This window comes from Mesorhizobium sp. B2-4-7 (assembly GCF_006442685.1).
Taxonomy (GTDB): Bacteria; Pseudomonadota; Alphaproteobacteria; order Rhizobiales; family Rhizobiaceae; genus Mesorhizobium.
This window is the reverse complement of record NZ_VFVH01000017.1, coordinates 47,572-62,124: the sequence shown is the minus strand read 5'-3', so window position 1 is coordinate 62,124 and position 14,553 is coordinate 47,572. Positions and strand designations below refer to the sequence as shown.

Annotated in this window: 13 protein-coding genes; 6 read left to right on the top strand and 7 right to left on the bottom strand. The window is 61.1% G+C overall.

Annotation, left to right across the window (positions count from 1 at the left end; translation table 11 throughout):
• Position 1 precedes the first annotated feature (1 nt).
• The 4 genes from FJ946_RS29935 (at position 2) to FJ946_RS29920 (ending at position 4,065) form a co-directional block, all read left to right on the top strand.
• Entirely contained in the window at positions 2–925 is a 924-nt protein-coding gene (locus FJ946_RS29935; protein ID WP_140523319.1) for a glyoxylate/hydroxypyruvate reductase A, read from the top strand.
• A gap of 14 nt (positions 926–939) precedes the next feature.
• Positions 940–1,296 carry a cupin domain-containing protein gene (locus FJ946_RS29930; protein ID WP_140523322.1) on the top strand — a complete coding sequence of 119 codons (357 nt, stop codon included), beginning with the start codon at positions 940–942 and terminating at the stop codon, positions 1,294–1,296.
• Between the two features lie 229 nt (positions 1,297–1,525).
• Complete coding sequence (locus FJ946_RS29925; protein ID WP_140523325.1) at positions 1,526–2,569, top strand: tartrate dehydrogenase; 1,044 nt, start codon at positions 1,526–1,528, stop codon at positions 2,567–2,569.
• 20 nt (positions 2,570–2,589) lie between these two features.
• Positions 2,590–4,065 (top strand): NAD-dependent succinate-semialdehyde dehydrogenase, encoded by a 1,476-nt coding sequence (locus FJ946_RS29920; RefSeq protein WP_140523327.1) that lies wholly within the window; start codon positions 2,590–2,592, stop codon positions 4,063–4,065.
• Positions 4,066–4,212: 147 nt separating this feature from the next.
• Here FJ946_RS29920 and FJ946_RS29915 read toward each other — a convergent pair whose 3' ends face one another.
• Positions 4,213–4,902 carry a haloacid dehalogenase type II gene (locus FJ946_RS29915; protein ID WP_140523330.1) on the bottom strand — a complete coding sequence of 230 codons (690 nt, stop codon included), beginning with the start codon at positions 4,900–4,902 and terminating at the stop codon, positions 4,213–4,215.
• Positions 4,903–5,223: 321 nt separating this feature from the next.
• Here FJ946_RS29915 and FJ946_RS29910 point away from each other — a divergent pair, with 321 nt between their 5' ends.
• The gene (locus FJ946_RS29910) at positions 5,224–6,063 is read left to right on the top strand and encodes a GNAT family N-acetyltransferase (RefSeq protein ID WP_140523333.1); all 840 of its coding nucleotides are present in this window, start codon (positions 5,224–5,226) and stop codon (positions 6,061–6,063) included.
• A gap of 13 nt (positions 6,064–6,076) precedes the next feature.
• Positions 6,077–7,453, top strand: a complete 1,377-nt coding sequence (locus FJ946_RS29905) for an aspartate aminotransferase family protein (protein WP_140523335.1) — start codon at positions 6,077–6,079, stop codon at positions 7,451–7,453.
• A 173-nt stretch (positions 7,454–7,626) separates the two neighbouring features.
• Here the strand turns inward: FJ946_RS29905 and FJ946_RS29900 are convergent, their stop codons facing one another.
• The 6 genes from FJ946_RS29900 to FJ946_RS29870 all read right to left on the bottom strand — a co-directional run bounded on the left by FJ946_RS29900 (position 7,627) and on the right by FJ946_RS29870 (position 14,510).
• Positions 7,627–8,103 (bottom strand): Lrp/AsnC family transcriptional regulator, encoded by a 477-nt coding sequence (locus FJ946_RS29900; RefSeq protein WP_140499549.1) that lies wholly within the window; start codon positions 8,101–8,103, stop codon positions 7,627–7,629.
• Positions 8,104–8,113: 10 nt separating this feature from the next.
• The gene (locus tag FJ946_RS29895; protein ID WP_140523338.1) at positions 8,114–9,187 is read right to left on the bottom strand and encodes a tartrate dehydrogenase; all 1,074 of its coding nucleotides are present in this window, start codon (positions 9,185–9,187) and stop codon (positions 8,114–8,116) included.
• A gap of 80 nt (positions 9,188–9,267) precedes the next feature.
• A complete protein-coding gene (locus tag FJ946_RS29890) occupies positions 9,268–10,593 on the bottom strand; it encodes an FAD-binding oxidoreductase (RefSeq protein ID WP_140555434.1) in 1,326 nt (441 codons plus the stop codon).
• Between the two features lie 795 nt (positions 10,594–11,388).
• Complete coding sequence (locus tag FJ946_RS29880) at positions 11,389–12,453, bottom strand: cupin domain-containing protein (protein WP_140499543.1); 1,065 nt, start codon at positions 12,451–12,453, stop codon at positions 11,389–11,391.
• A gap of 21 nt (positions 12,454–12,474) precedes the next feature.
• Positions 12,475–13,467, bottom strand: a complete 993-nt coding sequence (gene pdxA / locus FJ946_RS29875; RefSeq protein WP_140523343.1) for a 4-hydroxythreonine-4-phosphate dehydrogenase PdxA — start codon at positions 13,465–13,467, stop codon at positions 12,475–12,477.
• The gene (locus FJ946_RS29870; protein ID WP_140499539.1) at positions 13,464–14,510 is read right to left on the bottom strand and encodes a four-carbon acid sugar kinase family protein; all 1,047 of its coding nucleotides are present in this window, start codon (positions 14,508–14,510) and stop codon (positions 13,464–13,466) included. Before FJ946_RS29870 ends, pdxA begins: the two co-directional genes overlap by 4 nt.
• Positions 14,511–14,553: the final 43 nt, after the last annotated feature.

Here is a 14,553-nt window from a genome sequence, read left to right as displayed (position 1 = left end):
CATGGCTTTTCTTTTCAATTCCGACCCGGTGCGCGCAGCGGTCTTCCGCAAGGTTTTCGCACGCGAGCTCCCGGACGTCGAATTGTTCCACAGCAGCGAATGTGTCGACCCGGAGAAGGTGCGCTACCTCCTGACTTGGACGGCACCAGATGACATCGCGCGCTATCGCAATCTCGAAGTGCTGTTTTCGCTTGGCGCCGGCGTCGACCAGTTCAAGCGTGAGAGCCTGCCTCAGCAGGTGAAGCTGGTGCGCATGGTCGAGGACGGCATCATTCGCATGATGCAGGAATATGTCGTTCTCGGCGTGCTGAGTCTCCACCGGGATATGGTGGCGTATCGTGAACAGCAGAAGCGCCAAGCGTGGCTCGGTCTTGCCGCTCCGCAAGCCGCCGAGCGCCGCGTGGGCTTTCTCGGCCTCGGCATGCTGGCGCAGGCGGCTATCGAGCGATTGCTGCCGTTTCGCTTTCCCCTCGCTGCCTGGAGCCGAAGCAGGAAGGAGATCGACGGCGTCACCTGCTTTTATGGAGCGGATCAGCTTGCCGGTTTCCTCGCGCGCACGGACATTCTCGTTTGCCTGCTGCCGCTGACGGAAGAAACCCGTGGCATCCTCGATGCGGCCCTCTTCTCCCGGCTGCCTGCCGGGGCGAGGCTGCTGCATGTCGGCCGCGGGCCGCAGTTAGACCAAACCGCCCTGCTTCAGGCTCTCGATAGCGGGCACCTTGATGCCGCAATGCTCGATGTCACCGATCCCGAGCCGCTGCCGGACGGCCATCCGCTCTGGCGGCACCCGAAGGTGATGATCACGCCGCACATCGCTTCCGTAACGCAAGCAGATTCCGCGGCGCAATCCGTCGTGGACAATATCCGGCGCCACCGCGCCGGGGAAGAACTGATCGGCCTCGTCGATCGGACACTCGGCTACTAACAGGGAAACATGACATGTCACTTCTGATCACGATCGACACAGATCCAGCCTTCGCGCCGAAGGAGGCATTGCCAACTCCAGAGCGGCTCATTTCGGGCAATCCATCCTTCAAGACGTGGGCGCAGGATGCCTCGAAAGGCGAAAAGGTCCTGACCGGCGTCTGGGAGGCGACGCCCGGCGAGACGCATTCGATCAAGGGCACTACCTGCGAGTTCTGCCACATCGTTTCGGGTCTCGTCGAGATCGAGGAGAAGGGCGGTGAGACCAAGACTTACCGTACCGGAGACAGTTTCGTGATGAAGCCCGGCTTTGTCGGCGTCTGGCGCACGATCGAAACCGTGCGCAAGATCTACGTCAGCGTTTACGACTGAGCTCAACGCTCAAGGTCCGGCCGAATAGCGCGCGCGGCGGTTCCAGAACAATCGACTTTCCAGATTCCGCCCGACGCGATTCGACGCGGTCGGGCGGCTCATTCTCGGCGAAAAATGCGGCGCGCTGTCGACTATTGTTCTGATGAAACCAGGTACGAGATGCCGAATGTCGCTGCAATGTTGAGCAAGCTGCGACCTTCGGTGCCCGTCGGTCTCCAGGAGGACCTCAATGAAGGCTTACACGATAGCGCACATCCCAGGCGACGGCATCGGCAAGGAGGTGACCGAGGCGGGATGGGACGTGCTGCAGGCTGCGGCAAAGCGAGGCGGTTTCGCCCTTGAGAATACAAGGTTCCCATGGTCGTGCGCCTACTACCTGGAAACCGGTGCGATGATGCCCCCAGACGGCGTCGAGATCCTACAGAAATTCGATGCGATCTACCTCGGCGCCGTGGGGTGGCCAGCGAAGGTGGCCGACTCCGTATCGCTTCACGGACTGCTCCTGCCGATCCGCAAAGGATTCACGCAGTATGCCAACATACGGCCGCACAGGCTGTTGCCAGGCGTTCGGGGACCCCTTCGCCGTGATGGTTTCGATATCCTGTGCATCCGCGAGAACACGGAAGGCGAATATTGCGGCGCCGGTGGGCGCATTCATACCGGCACGGCCAATGAGGTCGCGATCGAGACGGCAATCTTCACGCGTGCGGGTGTCGAACGGATCCTTCGCTTCGGATTCGAACAGGCGCGGACGCGCCGCAAACAGCTTGCATCCGTCACCAAATCCAACGCGCAGAGACATTCCATGGTTTTCTGGGATGAGGTCACGCGCGAGGTGGCGAAGGACTACGCCGATGTGGAGGTCTCGCAATACCACGTCGACGCCATTGCCGCCCGCATGGTGCTGGCGCCTGAAAGCCTCGACGTGATCGTCGCCTCCAACCTTTTTGGCGACATCCTCACGGATATTGGAGCGGCCATTCAGGGCGGGCTGGGTTACGCCGCCTCCGCCAATATCAATCCCGATCGCAGCGCGCCTTCGATGTTCGAGCCGGTCCATGGTTCGGCACCCGATATCGCAAATCTCGGTATCGCCAATCCGATCGCCGCGATCTGGTCCGGCGCCATGATGCTCGGGCATCTGGGCGAGCGGCAGGCGGCAGCCGAAGTGATGTCGGCAATCGAGTCCGCAACCGCACGCGGGATAGGCACGATTGCAGGCAAGGACAGGACTGAAGCAATCACGCAGGCCGTGCTGGCCGGATTAAGCTGAAAGAGCAGAGGAAAAGAACCATGAACGCAATAACGAAGATTGGTTTCCTGAAGGATGCGGACCTGTTTCGCCAGCGGGGACTCATTGGCGATGTCTGGCAGCATGCGCACAGCAACGCGACTGTCGATGTGATCGATCCGGCCAGTTTGGAAGTGCTTGGAACCGTACCCGACATGGGCCGGGATGAGACAAGGGCTGCAATAGATGCAGCGCAGGCAGCGTTCAAGGACTGGAAAGCCAGGACCCATGCCGAACGCGGAGCGCTTCTGGAACGCTGGCACAGCCTGATACGGGAAAATGAAGAGGACCTGGCGTTGCTGCTGACGCTGGAACAGGGCAAGCCTCTGGCGGAGGCACGCGGTGAAATCCGCTATGGCGCCTCCTTCGTGAAATGGTTCGCCGAAGAAGCACGCCGGATCGGTGGCTCGACCATTCCGTCGCCAACGCCCGACCGCCGCATTCTGGTGCTGAAGGAGGCCGTCGGCGTCTGTGCCATCGTCACGCCATGGAATTTCCCCAACGCGATGATCACGCGCAAGGTGGCGCCGGCGCTGGCCGCGGGTTGTACGGTTGTCATTAAGCCGTCGGAATTCACGCCATTCTCGGCGCTGGCGCTCGGCGTTCTGGCGGAACGGGCAGGTATTCCGGCCGGGGTGATCAACATTGTCACCGGCATGCCCACCGAAATCGGCAACGAACTGATGGCCAACGAGACGGTGCGCAAGATCTCGTTCACCGGCTCGACCCGCGTAGGAGCGCTGCTCATGCGTGGCGCGGCCGATAGCATCAAGCGGCTCAGCCTCGAGCTCGGCGGCAACGCGCCCTTTATCGTGTTTGACGACGCCGATCTGGGCAACGCAGTCGAGGGGGTGATCGCATCCAAGTTCCGCAATGGGGGTCAAACCTGCGTTTGCGCGAACCGGATTCTCGTGCAGGCGGGCGTTTACGAGGCTTTCGCAGAAAAGCTGAGCCAGCGCGTATCGCGAATGAAGGTTGGCGCAGGGACCGATGACGGCACTGAGATCGGCCCGATGATCAATTCGGCCGCGATCGACAAGATCGAGCGTCACATCGCGGATGCACAGGCGAAAGGCGCGCGGATCATCGCCCAGAGCGAGACGGTGCCGGACGGCAAGCAATATGCACGGCCCGTCGTGCTGGGACAGGCTACGACCGATATGCTGCTGGCATCGGAAGAGACGTTCGGCCCGGTGGCGCCGCTTTTTCGCTTCGAGACGGAGGAAGAGGCTATCGCGATCGCGAACGGTACGCCATTTGGCCTTGCTGCCTATTTCTATACGGAGAACCTCAAGCGCTCGTGGCGTGTGGCCGAGGCGCTGGAGTTCGGCATGGTCGGGCTCAACACCGGCCTCATCTCGACCGAGGTTGCGCCTTTCGGCGGTGTCAAGCAGTCAGGAGTGGGCCGCGAAGGATCGCAGCTTGGCATCGAGGAATATCTCGAGGTCAAGACCCTTCATGTTGGCGGGCTTAACTAGGAAGTAGGTGGAAACACCTGCAGCTTCCAAAGTGTTGGAACAACAAGAAAGGGGCGGTGAAAACCGCCCCTTTCTCCGTATTGCGACCGGTGATCATTAACGAGGTGGGGAGCGCCGCAGCTTGGCGACTGCACTGGCAACAGACGTTCAGGCGAATTCACGAACGGGCTCCAGCCCGACGGCGCCGGCCAGACCGCCGATGTCCTTGATCTCGGTGTATTCGTAGAAGGGGTTCGCGGGCTCGTGGCCGCGATTCACCCAGACCTTGCTCTTGATGCCAAGATCATAGGCGGTCATGAGATCGTAGCGGAACGAGGACGACACATGCGTAATGTCTTCCGGGCCGCAGCCGAGCTTGTCGAACATGTGCTCGAAGCCCTTCATATGCGGCTTGTAGGCGCCGGTCTCCTCGGCCGTGATGACCATGTGGAAAGGTGCGCCGAGTTTCTCCACGTTCGACATGATCAGGCTCTTCATGGAGTTCGACAGGATCACCAGCGGAATCTCCTTGGCGACCTTGGCCAGCCCCGCCGGTACATCCGGGTGCGGACCCCATGTCGGTATTTCCGCATAGATGCGCTGGGCGTCCTCAGGCCGGAACGTCACATTGTTGCGCTTGCAGGCGCGCTCCACGGAATTGTGCACGACCTCGCTATAAGGCTTCCAGGCGCCAAGAACCTCATCGAGACGATAGGCCGAGAAGTCCTTGATGAACTGCGCCGTCACGGTTGCGGATAGTCGCGCGCCATAAACGCGTCGCGCCGCGCCGGCCATGTCGAAGTTGGTCAGCGTGCCATAGCAGTCGAAAGTGATGTATTTCGGTCTGAACTGGGTCATGGGCGTCGATCCTTCCAATCTTTCGGCACTGCGTGCCTTTAACAGCGAGGATCATAATGAGAGCCGAACAAGACGAGTCGCCGCATTCGATGCGCCCCGAAGCAGATTGTTTCGTATCGCGGTAGAGCCTTGGCAGAGAGTTGCGCCCGAGACCGTTTCGGTCTGCGAGGGGAGCGCGATCGGCCCGCTGTCCGTCCGCATAACATGCGGCGCCGGCGGCAAAGGAAAGTCAAAACACCTATCGCTCAGCTCCTGGTCGGAAGGAACTGCTGTCTGCGGCAGCCTACCTTGAGCTCAGAGAATTCAGGCCCGGACTGAACCATGACCACGCAGCAAATTACGCTGGAAACGATGACATTCGCGCATCTGAGGGATGCTCTCGAATTGTCACGTCATGTTGAATGGCCGCACCGTCGTGAAGACTGGGAACTGATGCAATCGCTCAGCCAAGGCGTCGTTGTCCAGGAGGAAGGACGCGTGGTGGGGACGATCTTGATGACGCCCTATGGCGACGATGCCGCCACCGTCAACATGGTCATTGTCGATGCCGCAATGCGTGGTCGCGGGCTCGGTCGCAAGCTGATGGAGGAGGCGCTTGCCAAGGCAGGCGGGCGCACCTGCTATTTGGTGGCGACGCAGGAAGGGCTCGCGCTCTACGAGAAGCTGGGATTCGTCGCGACCGGCAAGATCGTGCAACACCAGGGCCTGGCGCCGTCTGTAGACGCACCGGCACATGTGTCATGGGGCAAGGACGGCGACCACGCGCGCCTTGTTGCTCTGGATCGCGCGGCGTTTGGTCATGACCGGTCGGCGCTCATGCGCTCGTTGCGCGAGCGCGCGAAGTTCGCCGTCGTTCGCGATGAAGGCAATGTTCAGGCGTTTGCCGCAGTTCGTCGGTTTGGCCGAGGGCTGGTGATTGGGCCGGTGGTGGGGAGGAAGCTTCACGAAGCGAGATGCCTGATCGACTTCCTGCTGGCCGACAGTGCGGGCGAGTTTGTCCGTATCGACACCGACGAATCCACGGCTCTCGGCGAGTGGCTCACCCGTCGCGGGCTGGCCCACGTCGGCGGTGGCATCACGATGCGACGAACCGCAGACGAGCCGAAGGTCGAAATCAGGTCACACCAAACTTATGCGCTCGTTAGTCAGGCGCTAGGCTGAATCGGAGGAAGAAATGCTGGCCAACTCATTGATCGAACTCGATCGTGCACATCTGGTTCACCCATTTTCAAGCTATCGGAGCCATGAAGAGACGGGCGTGCGGGTGCTCAAATCCGCCAAGGGCGCAACGGTGACCGAGGCAAGCGGGAAAACCTTGCTGGACGGGTTCGCGGGTCTCTGGTGTGTCAACATCGGATACGGGCAAGAAAGCGTCGTCGAAGCAGCGGCGAAGCAGCTAAGAGAGCTTCCTTATGCGACAGGATATTTCGGGCTAGGATCTGAGCCCGCCATTCGTCTCGCAGCGCGCCTTGCCGAACTGGCGCCTGGCGATCTGAACTATGTCTATTTCACGCTGGGCGGTTCCGACGCGATTGACAGCACGATCCGTTTCGTTCGCTATTACTACCATGCCAAGGGGACGCCGCGAAAAGACCAGTTTATCTCGGTCGAGTATGGCTACCATGGATCCTCTACGGTTGGCGCAGGTCTGACCGCGCTTCCGGCTTTCCATGCTGGCTTCGGCGTGCCTTACGACTGGCAGCACAAGATACCTTCGCACTACGCCTATCGCAATCCGGTCGGTTCCGACCCGCAGGCGATCATCAACGCATCGGTCGCGGCACTGCGGGACAAGATCGCCGAACTGGGTGCTGATCGCGTCGCGGCCTTCTACGCCGAACCCATCCAGGGTTCGGGCGGTGTCCTGGTTCCACCGGCAGGCTGGCTGAAGGCACTGCACGCCGTGTGCAAAGAACACGACGTCTTGTTCGTTGCCGACGAAGTCATCACCGCCTTCGGCCGCACCGGGCCCCTGTTCGCATGTGAGGAAGACGAGGTCGTGCCGGATTTGATGACCACGGCAAAAGGACTGACGTCGGGCTACGTGCCGATGGGCGCCGTCTTCATGACCGACCATGTTTACAATACGATCGCGGACGGGGCCGGCAAAACGGCTGTCGGCCACGGCTATACCTACTCAGCCCATCCGGTGAGCGCGGCGGTCGGGCTGGAATGCCTGCGTCTCTATGAAGATGGCTTGCTCGAGAACGGCCGGAAGGCCGGGAGGCGCCTGATGAAGGGCCTCCGCTCGCTCGCCGATCACCCGCTGGTTGGCGATATTCGCGGTCGCGGCATGCTGGCCGCGGTCGAACTGGTGACCGACAAGGCGCGCAAAACGCCGCTGCCGGCGGCGGCAGATCCGGGACGCCGCATCTTCGACCGCGCTTGGGAGAATGGCCTTGTCATTCGCGCCTTCAACAGCGGCATTCTCGGCTTTGCACCACCGCTCTGCTGCACGGACGACGAAATCGATGGTATCCTGGAACGCACCCGGATGACGCTGGATCAAACCCTCGAAGACAAGGATGTGCGGGCGGCGATGAAGGGCTGATCCTCGCCATCGCCGGAGCTCCCCCGTCCAGGCGGCAGACGCCGAGCGGGGACGAAGCAAACCCTCAGGGTGGTGCCGCATTCCGCCAGGTGCCAAGCAAGTTGCAGCTATGGGACCTCAGCAGAAGAAAACACCGGCGCGCGCTCCAGGTGTTCAGACCGCGGAGCGGCTTTTCATTTGTCGAAAATGACATCGAGAGGCAAATGGGATTTTACGATCGGTGACTTCAGCACGACGAAGCTGAAATATTTGTCGATCCCGATATCCAGTTCGAGCATGCGCTCCATGATCGTCTGATACTCGCTTATGCCCGCTGTGACGAACTTCACAAGATAATCATACCCGCCCGAAATCAGATGGCATTCGATGACGGAATCCACTTTCTGAACGGCTGTGAGAAACCTCGCGAAGTCGTTTTGTTGATGGTGCTTGAGCGTGACCTCGGTGAAGATCGTTAGAGTCTGTCCGAGCTTGGACACATCGATCTGGGCGGAATAGCCGGTAATGAAGCCTTCCGCCTGAAGCTTTTTCACCCGCATCAGGCAAGGGCTCGGCGAGAGGTTGACCAGGTCGGCAAGCTCGACGTTGGTGACCCGCCCGTTCTTTTGCAGTTGGGATAAGATCTTGATGTCGATCTTGTCGAGCTTCATCGCAAACCTGTCACACGTTCGAACTGCGGATCGTCCGGCAGACGGCGTCCGTCACGTCCTGCGTGGTCGCTGTGCCACCCACGTCCGGCGTCAGCACGCCCTCACTGGTCACTGTTTCCACTGCGCTCATCAACCGGACGGAGGCTGCGCTTTCGCCCAGATGTTCGAGCATCTGGGCAGCGGTCCAGAAGGTGGCGACCGGGTTGGCAATACCTTTGCCGGCGATGTCGAAGGCCGATCCGTGAATTGGCTCGAACATCGAGGGGTAGCGCCGCTCGGGATCAATGTTGGCGGTCGGTGCAACGCCGAGACTGCCCGCCAGCGCGCCCGCAAGGTCCGACAAAATGTCGGCGTGAAGATTGGTGGCGACGATCGTATCGAGGCTGCGAGGTTTGAGTGTCATACGCACCGTCATAGCATCAACCAGCATCTTGTCCCACGAGACGTCTGGGAACTCTTGCGCCACCTCGGCTGCGATTTCATCCCACATTACCATGCCGTGACGCTGCGCGTTGGATTTCGTAACCACAGTCAGGAGCTTTCGCGGCCGTGACCGCGCCAGCCGGAATGCATAGCGCATGATGCGCGTGACCCCGACGCGCGTGAAGATCGCGACTTCGGTTCCGACCTCCTCTGGGAGGCCGCGGTGGGCACGGCCGCCATGGCCGGAATACTCACCCTCCGAATTCTCCCGCACGATCACCCAATCCAGATCGCCGGGGCCAACGCCCGCCAGCGGCGAAACGATGCCCGGCAATATCCTGGTCGGCCGCACATTCGCGTATTGATCAAAGCCTTGGCAGATCGGCAGCCGGAGACCCCAAAGCGTGATGTCGTCGGGCACATCGGGAGCGCCGACCGCACCAAAGAAGATGGCATCGAAGCGCTTCAGTTGCGCCACTCCATCTTCGGGCATCATCCGGCCATTGGCCTTGTAGTAGTCCGAGCCCCAGTCGAAGTGCTGGACGCGCAGCTTGAAGTCGCCGCAGCGCTGCTGCAGCGCCTCAAGCGCCTGGAGACCGGCGGCGATCACCTCCGGGCCGATCCCGTCGGCAGGAATGGCGGCAATCTCGTATTCGCGCATCGTCACTTCCCTGTTTTCAGCACGGCTGCTCGCAGCCTTAATCTCGTGTGCGACCGATTGTTACCTGTAAGTTGATCTTCTCAGAATTCAGCGACCTTGCCCCACGCAGCGGTCTTCAGGCGTTCGGGCCTATAAGGACGCGGGTCGACAATAGGCTCGCTGCCTGTAATGATGTCGGCGATCATATGCCCCGCGCCGGGGCCAATGCCGAAGCCGTGACCACTGAATCCCGCCGCCAGGATGAAGCCCGGAATCCCCTCCACTTCACCGATCGCGGGAATGCCGTCGGGTGTACTGTCGATATAGCCCGCCCAGGCATCGGAGATTGCGACGCGCTGGAGTTCGGGGATCAATTCACAGGCTCTTCGATATGTCAGTCGAATCTGTCCCATGTCGGGCTTCGGGTCGAGAATCCGGTTCCGTTCCATTGGCGTAATATCGTCAAGGCCCCATTTGCGCAGGCTTTCATGGCCTTGGCGCCAGCCCTCGAAGGCGCCCGGGGCGAGATTGCGCCAGCGGCGGGCGAACATCGGGATAAACTCGCGGCTGAACCTGAACTGCTGCGGCGTTGGATCGACGCGAGCCCGCCCGCTGATAGCCAGCGTGTATCCACCGTTGCTGCGCCGCGTCAGCGAGACGCTCGCTGTATGCAGGGCATCGGGCAGGCCGCTTGCGCCTGGCGCCACGGCTAGAATGGATTGACGCACGGCAGCTTGCGGGAAGCGCATACCAAGCTGGTTGCAGAAGGAGGAAGCCCACGCGCCTCCGGACATGACCGCGGTCTTCGTACGGATGGTTCCCGCTTCCGTAACGACGCCACTGACCCTGCCAGCGCTCAACTCCAGCCCGCGCGCCGCGCAATGCTGATGGACGGTACCGCCGGCCGCCATGATACCGCGGGCGGCAACCGGCACTGCCTTGGACGGATCCGCCGTTCCGTCAGTCGGTGAGAAAACGCCGCCCTTCCACTTGCGTCCGGTCACCTTGCCCTTCTCGGTGGCTTCCTCCGCGCTCAGCACATGCGTCGTAACGCCCACTGTCCCGGCGAAGTCACGCCACTTCGCCCAGCCCGCCAGCTCATTTTCGTCTTGTGAGAGATAGAGGAGCCCGCACCGGCGAAATCCAGTGTTCTCGCCAGTCTCCTGTGCCACCTTCTCCCAGAGATCGAGGCTCTTGGTCGCCATCGGCAGCTCGCGCGCATCACGGTTCTGCTGGCGGCACCAGCCCCAGTTTCGACTGGACTGCTCGGCGGCCACCCGCCCTTTCTCGACCAGGGCGACGCTGAAGCCGCGGCGTGCGAGATAATACGCCGTGAACACGCCCACGACGCCGCCGCCGATCACGACGACGTCCGCCTCGCGGGGCAGGGAAGGGCTGCACTCGATGTGCATTAGCGGCGCGGGCATCTACGGGACTCCGGTTACTCTGAAGCATTCTAACCCGCGCCGAGAATAGACAGGCTGCGGAGTTGTGTGCCTGGACGGAATATCCTGCGGTTAGTGAGCCTTAGGACATGCAAATTATTGCGTGAAAAGCTCGCTGGCGTCCCACCTCACAGAGGGGAGGTAGGCTGAAGCCTCAAAGCCATCTCGTGTGAAGGGGCGTCGATTGCGTAAGCGGCCTATGGGGTCGAATCCCACGTGCCCGCATGGCAATCCGCGCCGTCGCTGGAGAAGACGTTGTCGCTGCGGCATTGCGGGGCCGGGCCAAGCAAGGCCTCGGCCGGTAGCGAAGCAGACGGCTTGATGTCGGCGTCGGCGAACAGTTGGACAAGGCCGGGCTTCGTCGGTTTGTCGCAAGCGGCTGCGCAGAACGAAAACCGCACGCCTGATCCGCTCTGGATCCGAAGCGCGGTGCCACATCCGATGACAACGCCCGCTTGCGGCCCGAGCACCAGCGGGCCGTCCCGGTCGCCGTGGGGATCAGCTCTCCTTCCACCACGACGATGGTTTCGATGTGGGGGAAGCTTGCGACTTCGAGCTCACCAATAAAGCTGGTTCGGCCCACGATCATCGAGTCCGGTCCTTCCCAGGCGATTTCGCGATGCCCCACCAAGGGGTCGTCCTTGCCGAACGCTGCCCTGCGGAAAGAGCTTGCAACGGGTGCGCCGTCGGCGCGATGCAGCACTATAGCCACGGTCATGATTGCTCTTGCGCCTTGCGTCATGATTTCACTGAAACCTAGCAGTCGGTTCCGTCGTGCTAAGCAGTCAACTGGGATCGCTCAGAGTGTGCGAGATCAGTTCCCGCGGGTGGGTAGCAGGGTAGAGCGGTTGACGTTGCCAGCAACACTTCACATCCTTCCTCGCCCAAGGCCACCGCACTGTGCTCAACGCCATATGGAACGACGATGAACTCTCCGGGTTCGATGATCTCTTCACGGTCACGAAATTTCATGAGCAGGCGTCCCCGGTGAACGAAGAACAGCTGATCGTCGTGCTGCCGAAATGACCAGTTAGAGCTTCCCTTGAACAGGGCGACCTGGATTTGCATGTTGTTGACATGCACCTCGACTTTAGGCTCCCAAGGCGCGTGCAGCCCGGCAAACTCAATTGACAAATTCTTCTTGTGAATTGGCGAAAGGTGCTTGTTCAGGGCAGCGACGTCGCGAATGATCGCGGTGAGTTGGCTTGGTAGGTCATTCCCATTGGCCGGGTACTTGCCATCCAAAGCCGCAGTCCCAATCGTAAAACCAGCTGCGCCTGCGCTTTGGACGACTGCGATTCGTTCAGGGGTGTCGATCGAACCTGCAATGTAGACAGGCTTGGTGACCGCAGCGCAGACAGCCTTCATCAACTCGGGCACGTTCTGCGCCGAACGGTATGCCAGCAGGTCCAGGCCATGCACTCCATCGCGCCCTGCAATCGTCTTGGCACTTTCGACAATTTCGTCGATGGCGCCTTCAAGCACGCTCGGATGACCGGCAATCCGACCCGGAAACGGGAAGTACTGGATGCCGGTGTCCCTGAGGATCGGCAGCACATCGTCGACCCGCGTGCCACCAAGAAGAACGTCAACGCCGATTGCGGCAGCTGCCTTTGCCGAAGCAATTTCGCTTTCGCGGTCCAGTGACACGACTTCCAGATAGGAAGTTGCACCGCCCGTCCTGATGGCTGCATTGAGGCCTTTCAGCTGCTCGATCGGCACGCCGATGTCTTTGAACCCGATGTGCCGCACGCCAAAGCTGAGCGCGGTTTGAAGTTGCTGCGACGCGTCCGGAACCGTGCGGTCATTGCGCGTAAGCATGAAGATAAAGCGTAACCCCATCGGTGGTGGTTCCTTTCGAATCTAGTTCGTTTTGGTTCGCGCCGCTACCAGCCGCTTGGCGTAGGCAAGCGCCGTTTCCAAGCTGGCCTGGTCTGCAATCCCCCGGCCCGCGATGTCGAAGGCCGTGCCATGATCTGGGCTGGTGCGGACGAACGGCAGGCCAAGCGTGATGTTCACGCCCTTTTCCAGCCCGAGATACTTCACAGGGATCAGCCCTTGATCGTGGTATTGTGCCACCACAACATCGAATCGGCCTTGACGTGCTTGCATGAAGACGGTGTCGCCCGGATAAGGGCCAGTGGCGTCGATGCCCTCGGCTCGGGCCGCGTCGATTGCAGGTTGTATGATCCGGATTTCCTCGTCCCCGAAGAGGCCGCCTTCACCTGCGTGCGGATTGAGACCTGCTACGGCGACACGCGGGATCGCGAAGCCGAGAGCTTTTCCACCGTCGTGGGCGAGCCGAATGGCGGATAGCTGAGCGTCGAAATCGCCCTGTTCGATCGCCTTGCTCAGCGACGTGTGGATCGTGACGAGCACCGTGCGGATGTCATCGTTCGCAAGCATCATCGCCACGCGCTTGGCGCAGCCGTAGTCGGCCAGAATTTCGGTATGGCCGGGGTAGCGGATTCCCGCGCTGGCCATCGCCTCTTTATTGATCGGGGCCGTGACGATGCCGCTCACTTGTCCGGACTTCGCTGCTGCGATCGCTGCAACGATGGCGTCGAAGGCCGCCTGCCCGGAGATCGCGCTGATACGCCCGATTGGTGGGGACCCGGTAATGCGGGTGGTTTCGATAACTTCAATTCGCCGCGGCTCGAATTGAGCTGCATCGGCAGCGTTGATGCGTCGCACCTCGATGTTCAACCCGAGCCGGCGTACAATATCCTGCATGACAACATAGCTGCCGAACACGACGACGCGTTCGCCGCCCTTCGCAAGCACCTTCGCCACGATCTCCGGTCCAATGCCGGAGGCGTCGCCCATCGTGAGAGCAAGCGGGGGAATGTTCTTCATTGGGTTGCTCCACGTATCCGCGCGACGGCGCGCGTCAGGGCGTCGTCACTGCCAAAGCCACCGGCCTTCATCGCGAACAGGAGCGAGCGCCCATCGCCAAGCCTGGCGAGACCAAGTGGGAATCCGGGATCGAGTTCTTGCAGGATCTCGAACTCACGGACGTTGAGAAGATCCAGGATCGCGTCCATCGTGTCGCCGCCGGTGGCGATCAAAGCGCCGAAGCGTGGGCTTTGAAGCTCTTGCGCTGCGTCTTGTGCGATACGGCGCAGCACCGCTGCCGAGTCCGCCTCGCGCGCCCTTGGTCCGCGCAGCAGCATCACGCCCCTGACCTCCTGGAGTTGGTCTGCCTGCTGATGACTGCGCAAATTTGCGCTCCCAATGACGACCAAGACATCGCTACTGATGCCATCGAGCAATGGCGGTGGGGTCTTCGCTTGCACAAAACGCCGCGATAGGGCTGCAGCCATTCCGGGAGAACCAACCCAAAGGACCGACTCTGGATCCTCGATGGAAGCAATCTGCGAATCGAGTTCTTCCTGCGTTTCTGCATCAAGCAGCCTGACATTCTTGATGCAGTTGGGGACCAGGTCGACTAGCGCGGAATGCCGCACGGGATGCACGGGGTCATGGCTATACGCACTTTCCGACACCGGGATGCCGTCAACGAACTGAATGCCCCTCACTGTCGTACGTCCGGCCTGGGGGAACGCCGGCGCGAAGAGCAGCGATTTGCGGCCGCTCGCCGCAAAACATGCTTCAAGCTCCTCCGTTATGTGGCCGCGTAGAGTGGAGTCCACCGTTTTATAGAGCACGGCACGGCTGGCAAGTCGTGCGGTCAATCGAGCGACCGCCTCGAACGCTTGCGACGAAGTAGCAGACCGCGAACCGCTATCGACTGCGATTACCGCTGCCGCTTGGTTCGGAAGCTGGCGTCTGCCGATCGATGCAGTCAAGCCGCGGGCGACGAAAGGTGCTGCGCCATCTGCCGCGCTGGTGAGGTCATCGGCGAGGACCGCTATGCTGGGTTGATGATGGGTGCGCATGCATCAATTAACAAAACGTCGCCAAGTATGAATAGCGATAGTT

Excerpts from the sequence above, each read along its gene's own strand:
- pdxA (WP_140523343.1), bottom strand. The coding sequence starts at position 13,467 with ATGAAGAACATTCCCCCGCTTGCTCTCACGATGGGCGACGCCTCCGGC.
- FJ946_RS29915 (WP_140523330.1), bottom strand. The coding sequence starts at position 4,902 with ATGACCCAGTTCAGACCGAAATACATCACTTTCGACTGCTATGGCACG.
- FJ946_RS29905 (WP_140523335.1), top strand. The coding sequence starts at position 6,077 with ATGCTGGCCAACTCATTGATCGAACTCGATCGTGCACATCTGGTTCAC.
- FJ946_RS29890 (WP_140555434.1), bottom strand. The coding sequence starts at position 10,593 with ATGCCCGCGCCGCTAATGCACATCGAGTGCAGCCCTTCCCTGCCCCGC.
- FJ946_RS29920 (WP_140523327.1), top strand. The coding sequence starts at position 2,590 with ATGAACGCAATAACGAAGATTGGTTTCCTGAAGGATGCGGACCTGTTT.
- FJ946_RS29910 (WP_140523333.1), top strand. The coding sequence starts at position 5,224 with ATGACCACGCAGCAAATTACGCTGGAAACGATGACATTCGCGCATCTG.
- FJ946_RS29930 (WP_140523322.1), top strand. The coding sequence starts at position 940 with ATGTCACTTCTGATCACGATCGACACAGATCCAGCCTTCGCGCCGAAG.
- FJ946_RS29900 (WP_140499549.1), bottom strand. The coding sequence starts at position 8,103 with ATGAAGCTCGACAAGATCGACATCAAGATCTTATCCCAACTGCAAAAG.
- FJ946_RS29870 (WP_140499539.1), bottom strand. The coding sequence starts at position 14,510 with ATGCGCACCCATCATCAACCCAGCATAGCGGTCCTCGCCGATGACCTC.
- FJ946_RS29925 (WP_140523325.1), top strand. The coding sequence starts at position 1,526 with ATGAAGGCTTACACGATAGCGCACATCCCAGGCGACGGCATCGGCAAG.
- FJ946_RS29895 (WP_140523338.1), bottom strand. The coding sequence starts at position 9,187 with ATGCGCGAATACGAGATTGCCGCCATTCCTGCCGACGGGATCGGCCCG.
- FJ946_RS29935 (WP_140523319.1), top strand. The coding sequence starts at position 2 with ATGGCTTTTCTTTTCAATTCCGACCCGGTGCGCGCAGCGGTCTTCCGC.
- FJ946_RS29880 (WP_140499543.1), bottom strand. The coding sequence starts at position 12,453 with ATGGGGTTACGCTTTATCTTCATGCTTACGCGCAATGACCGCACGGTT.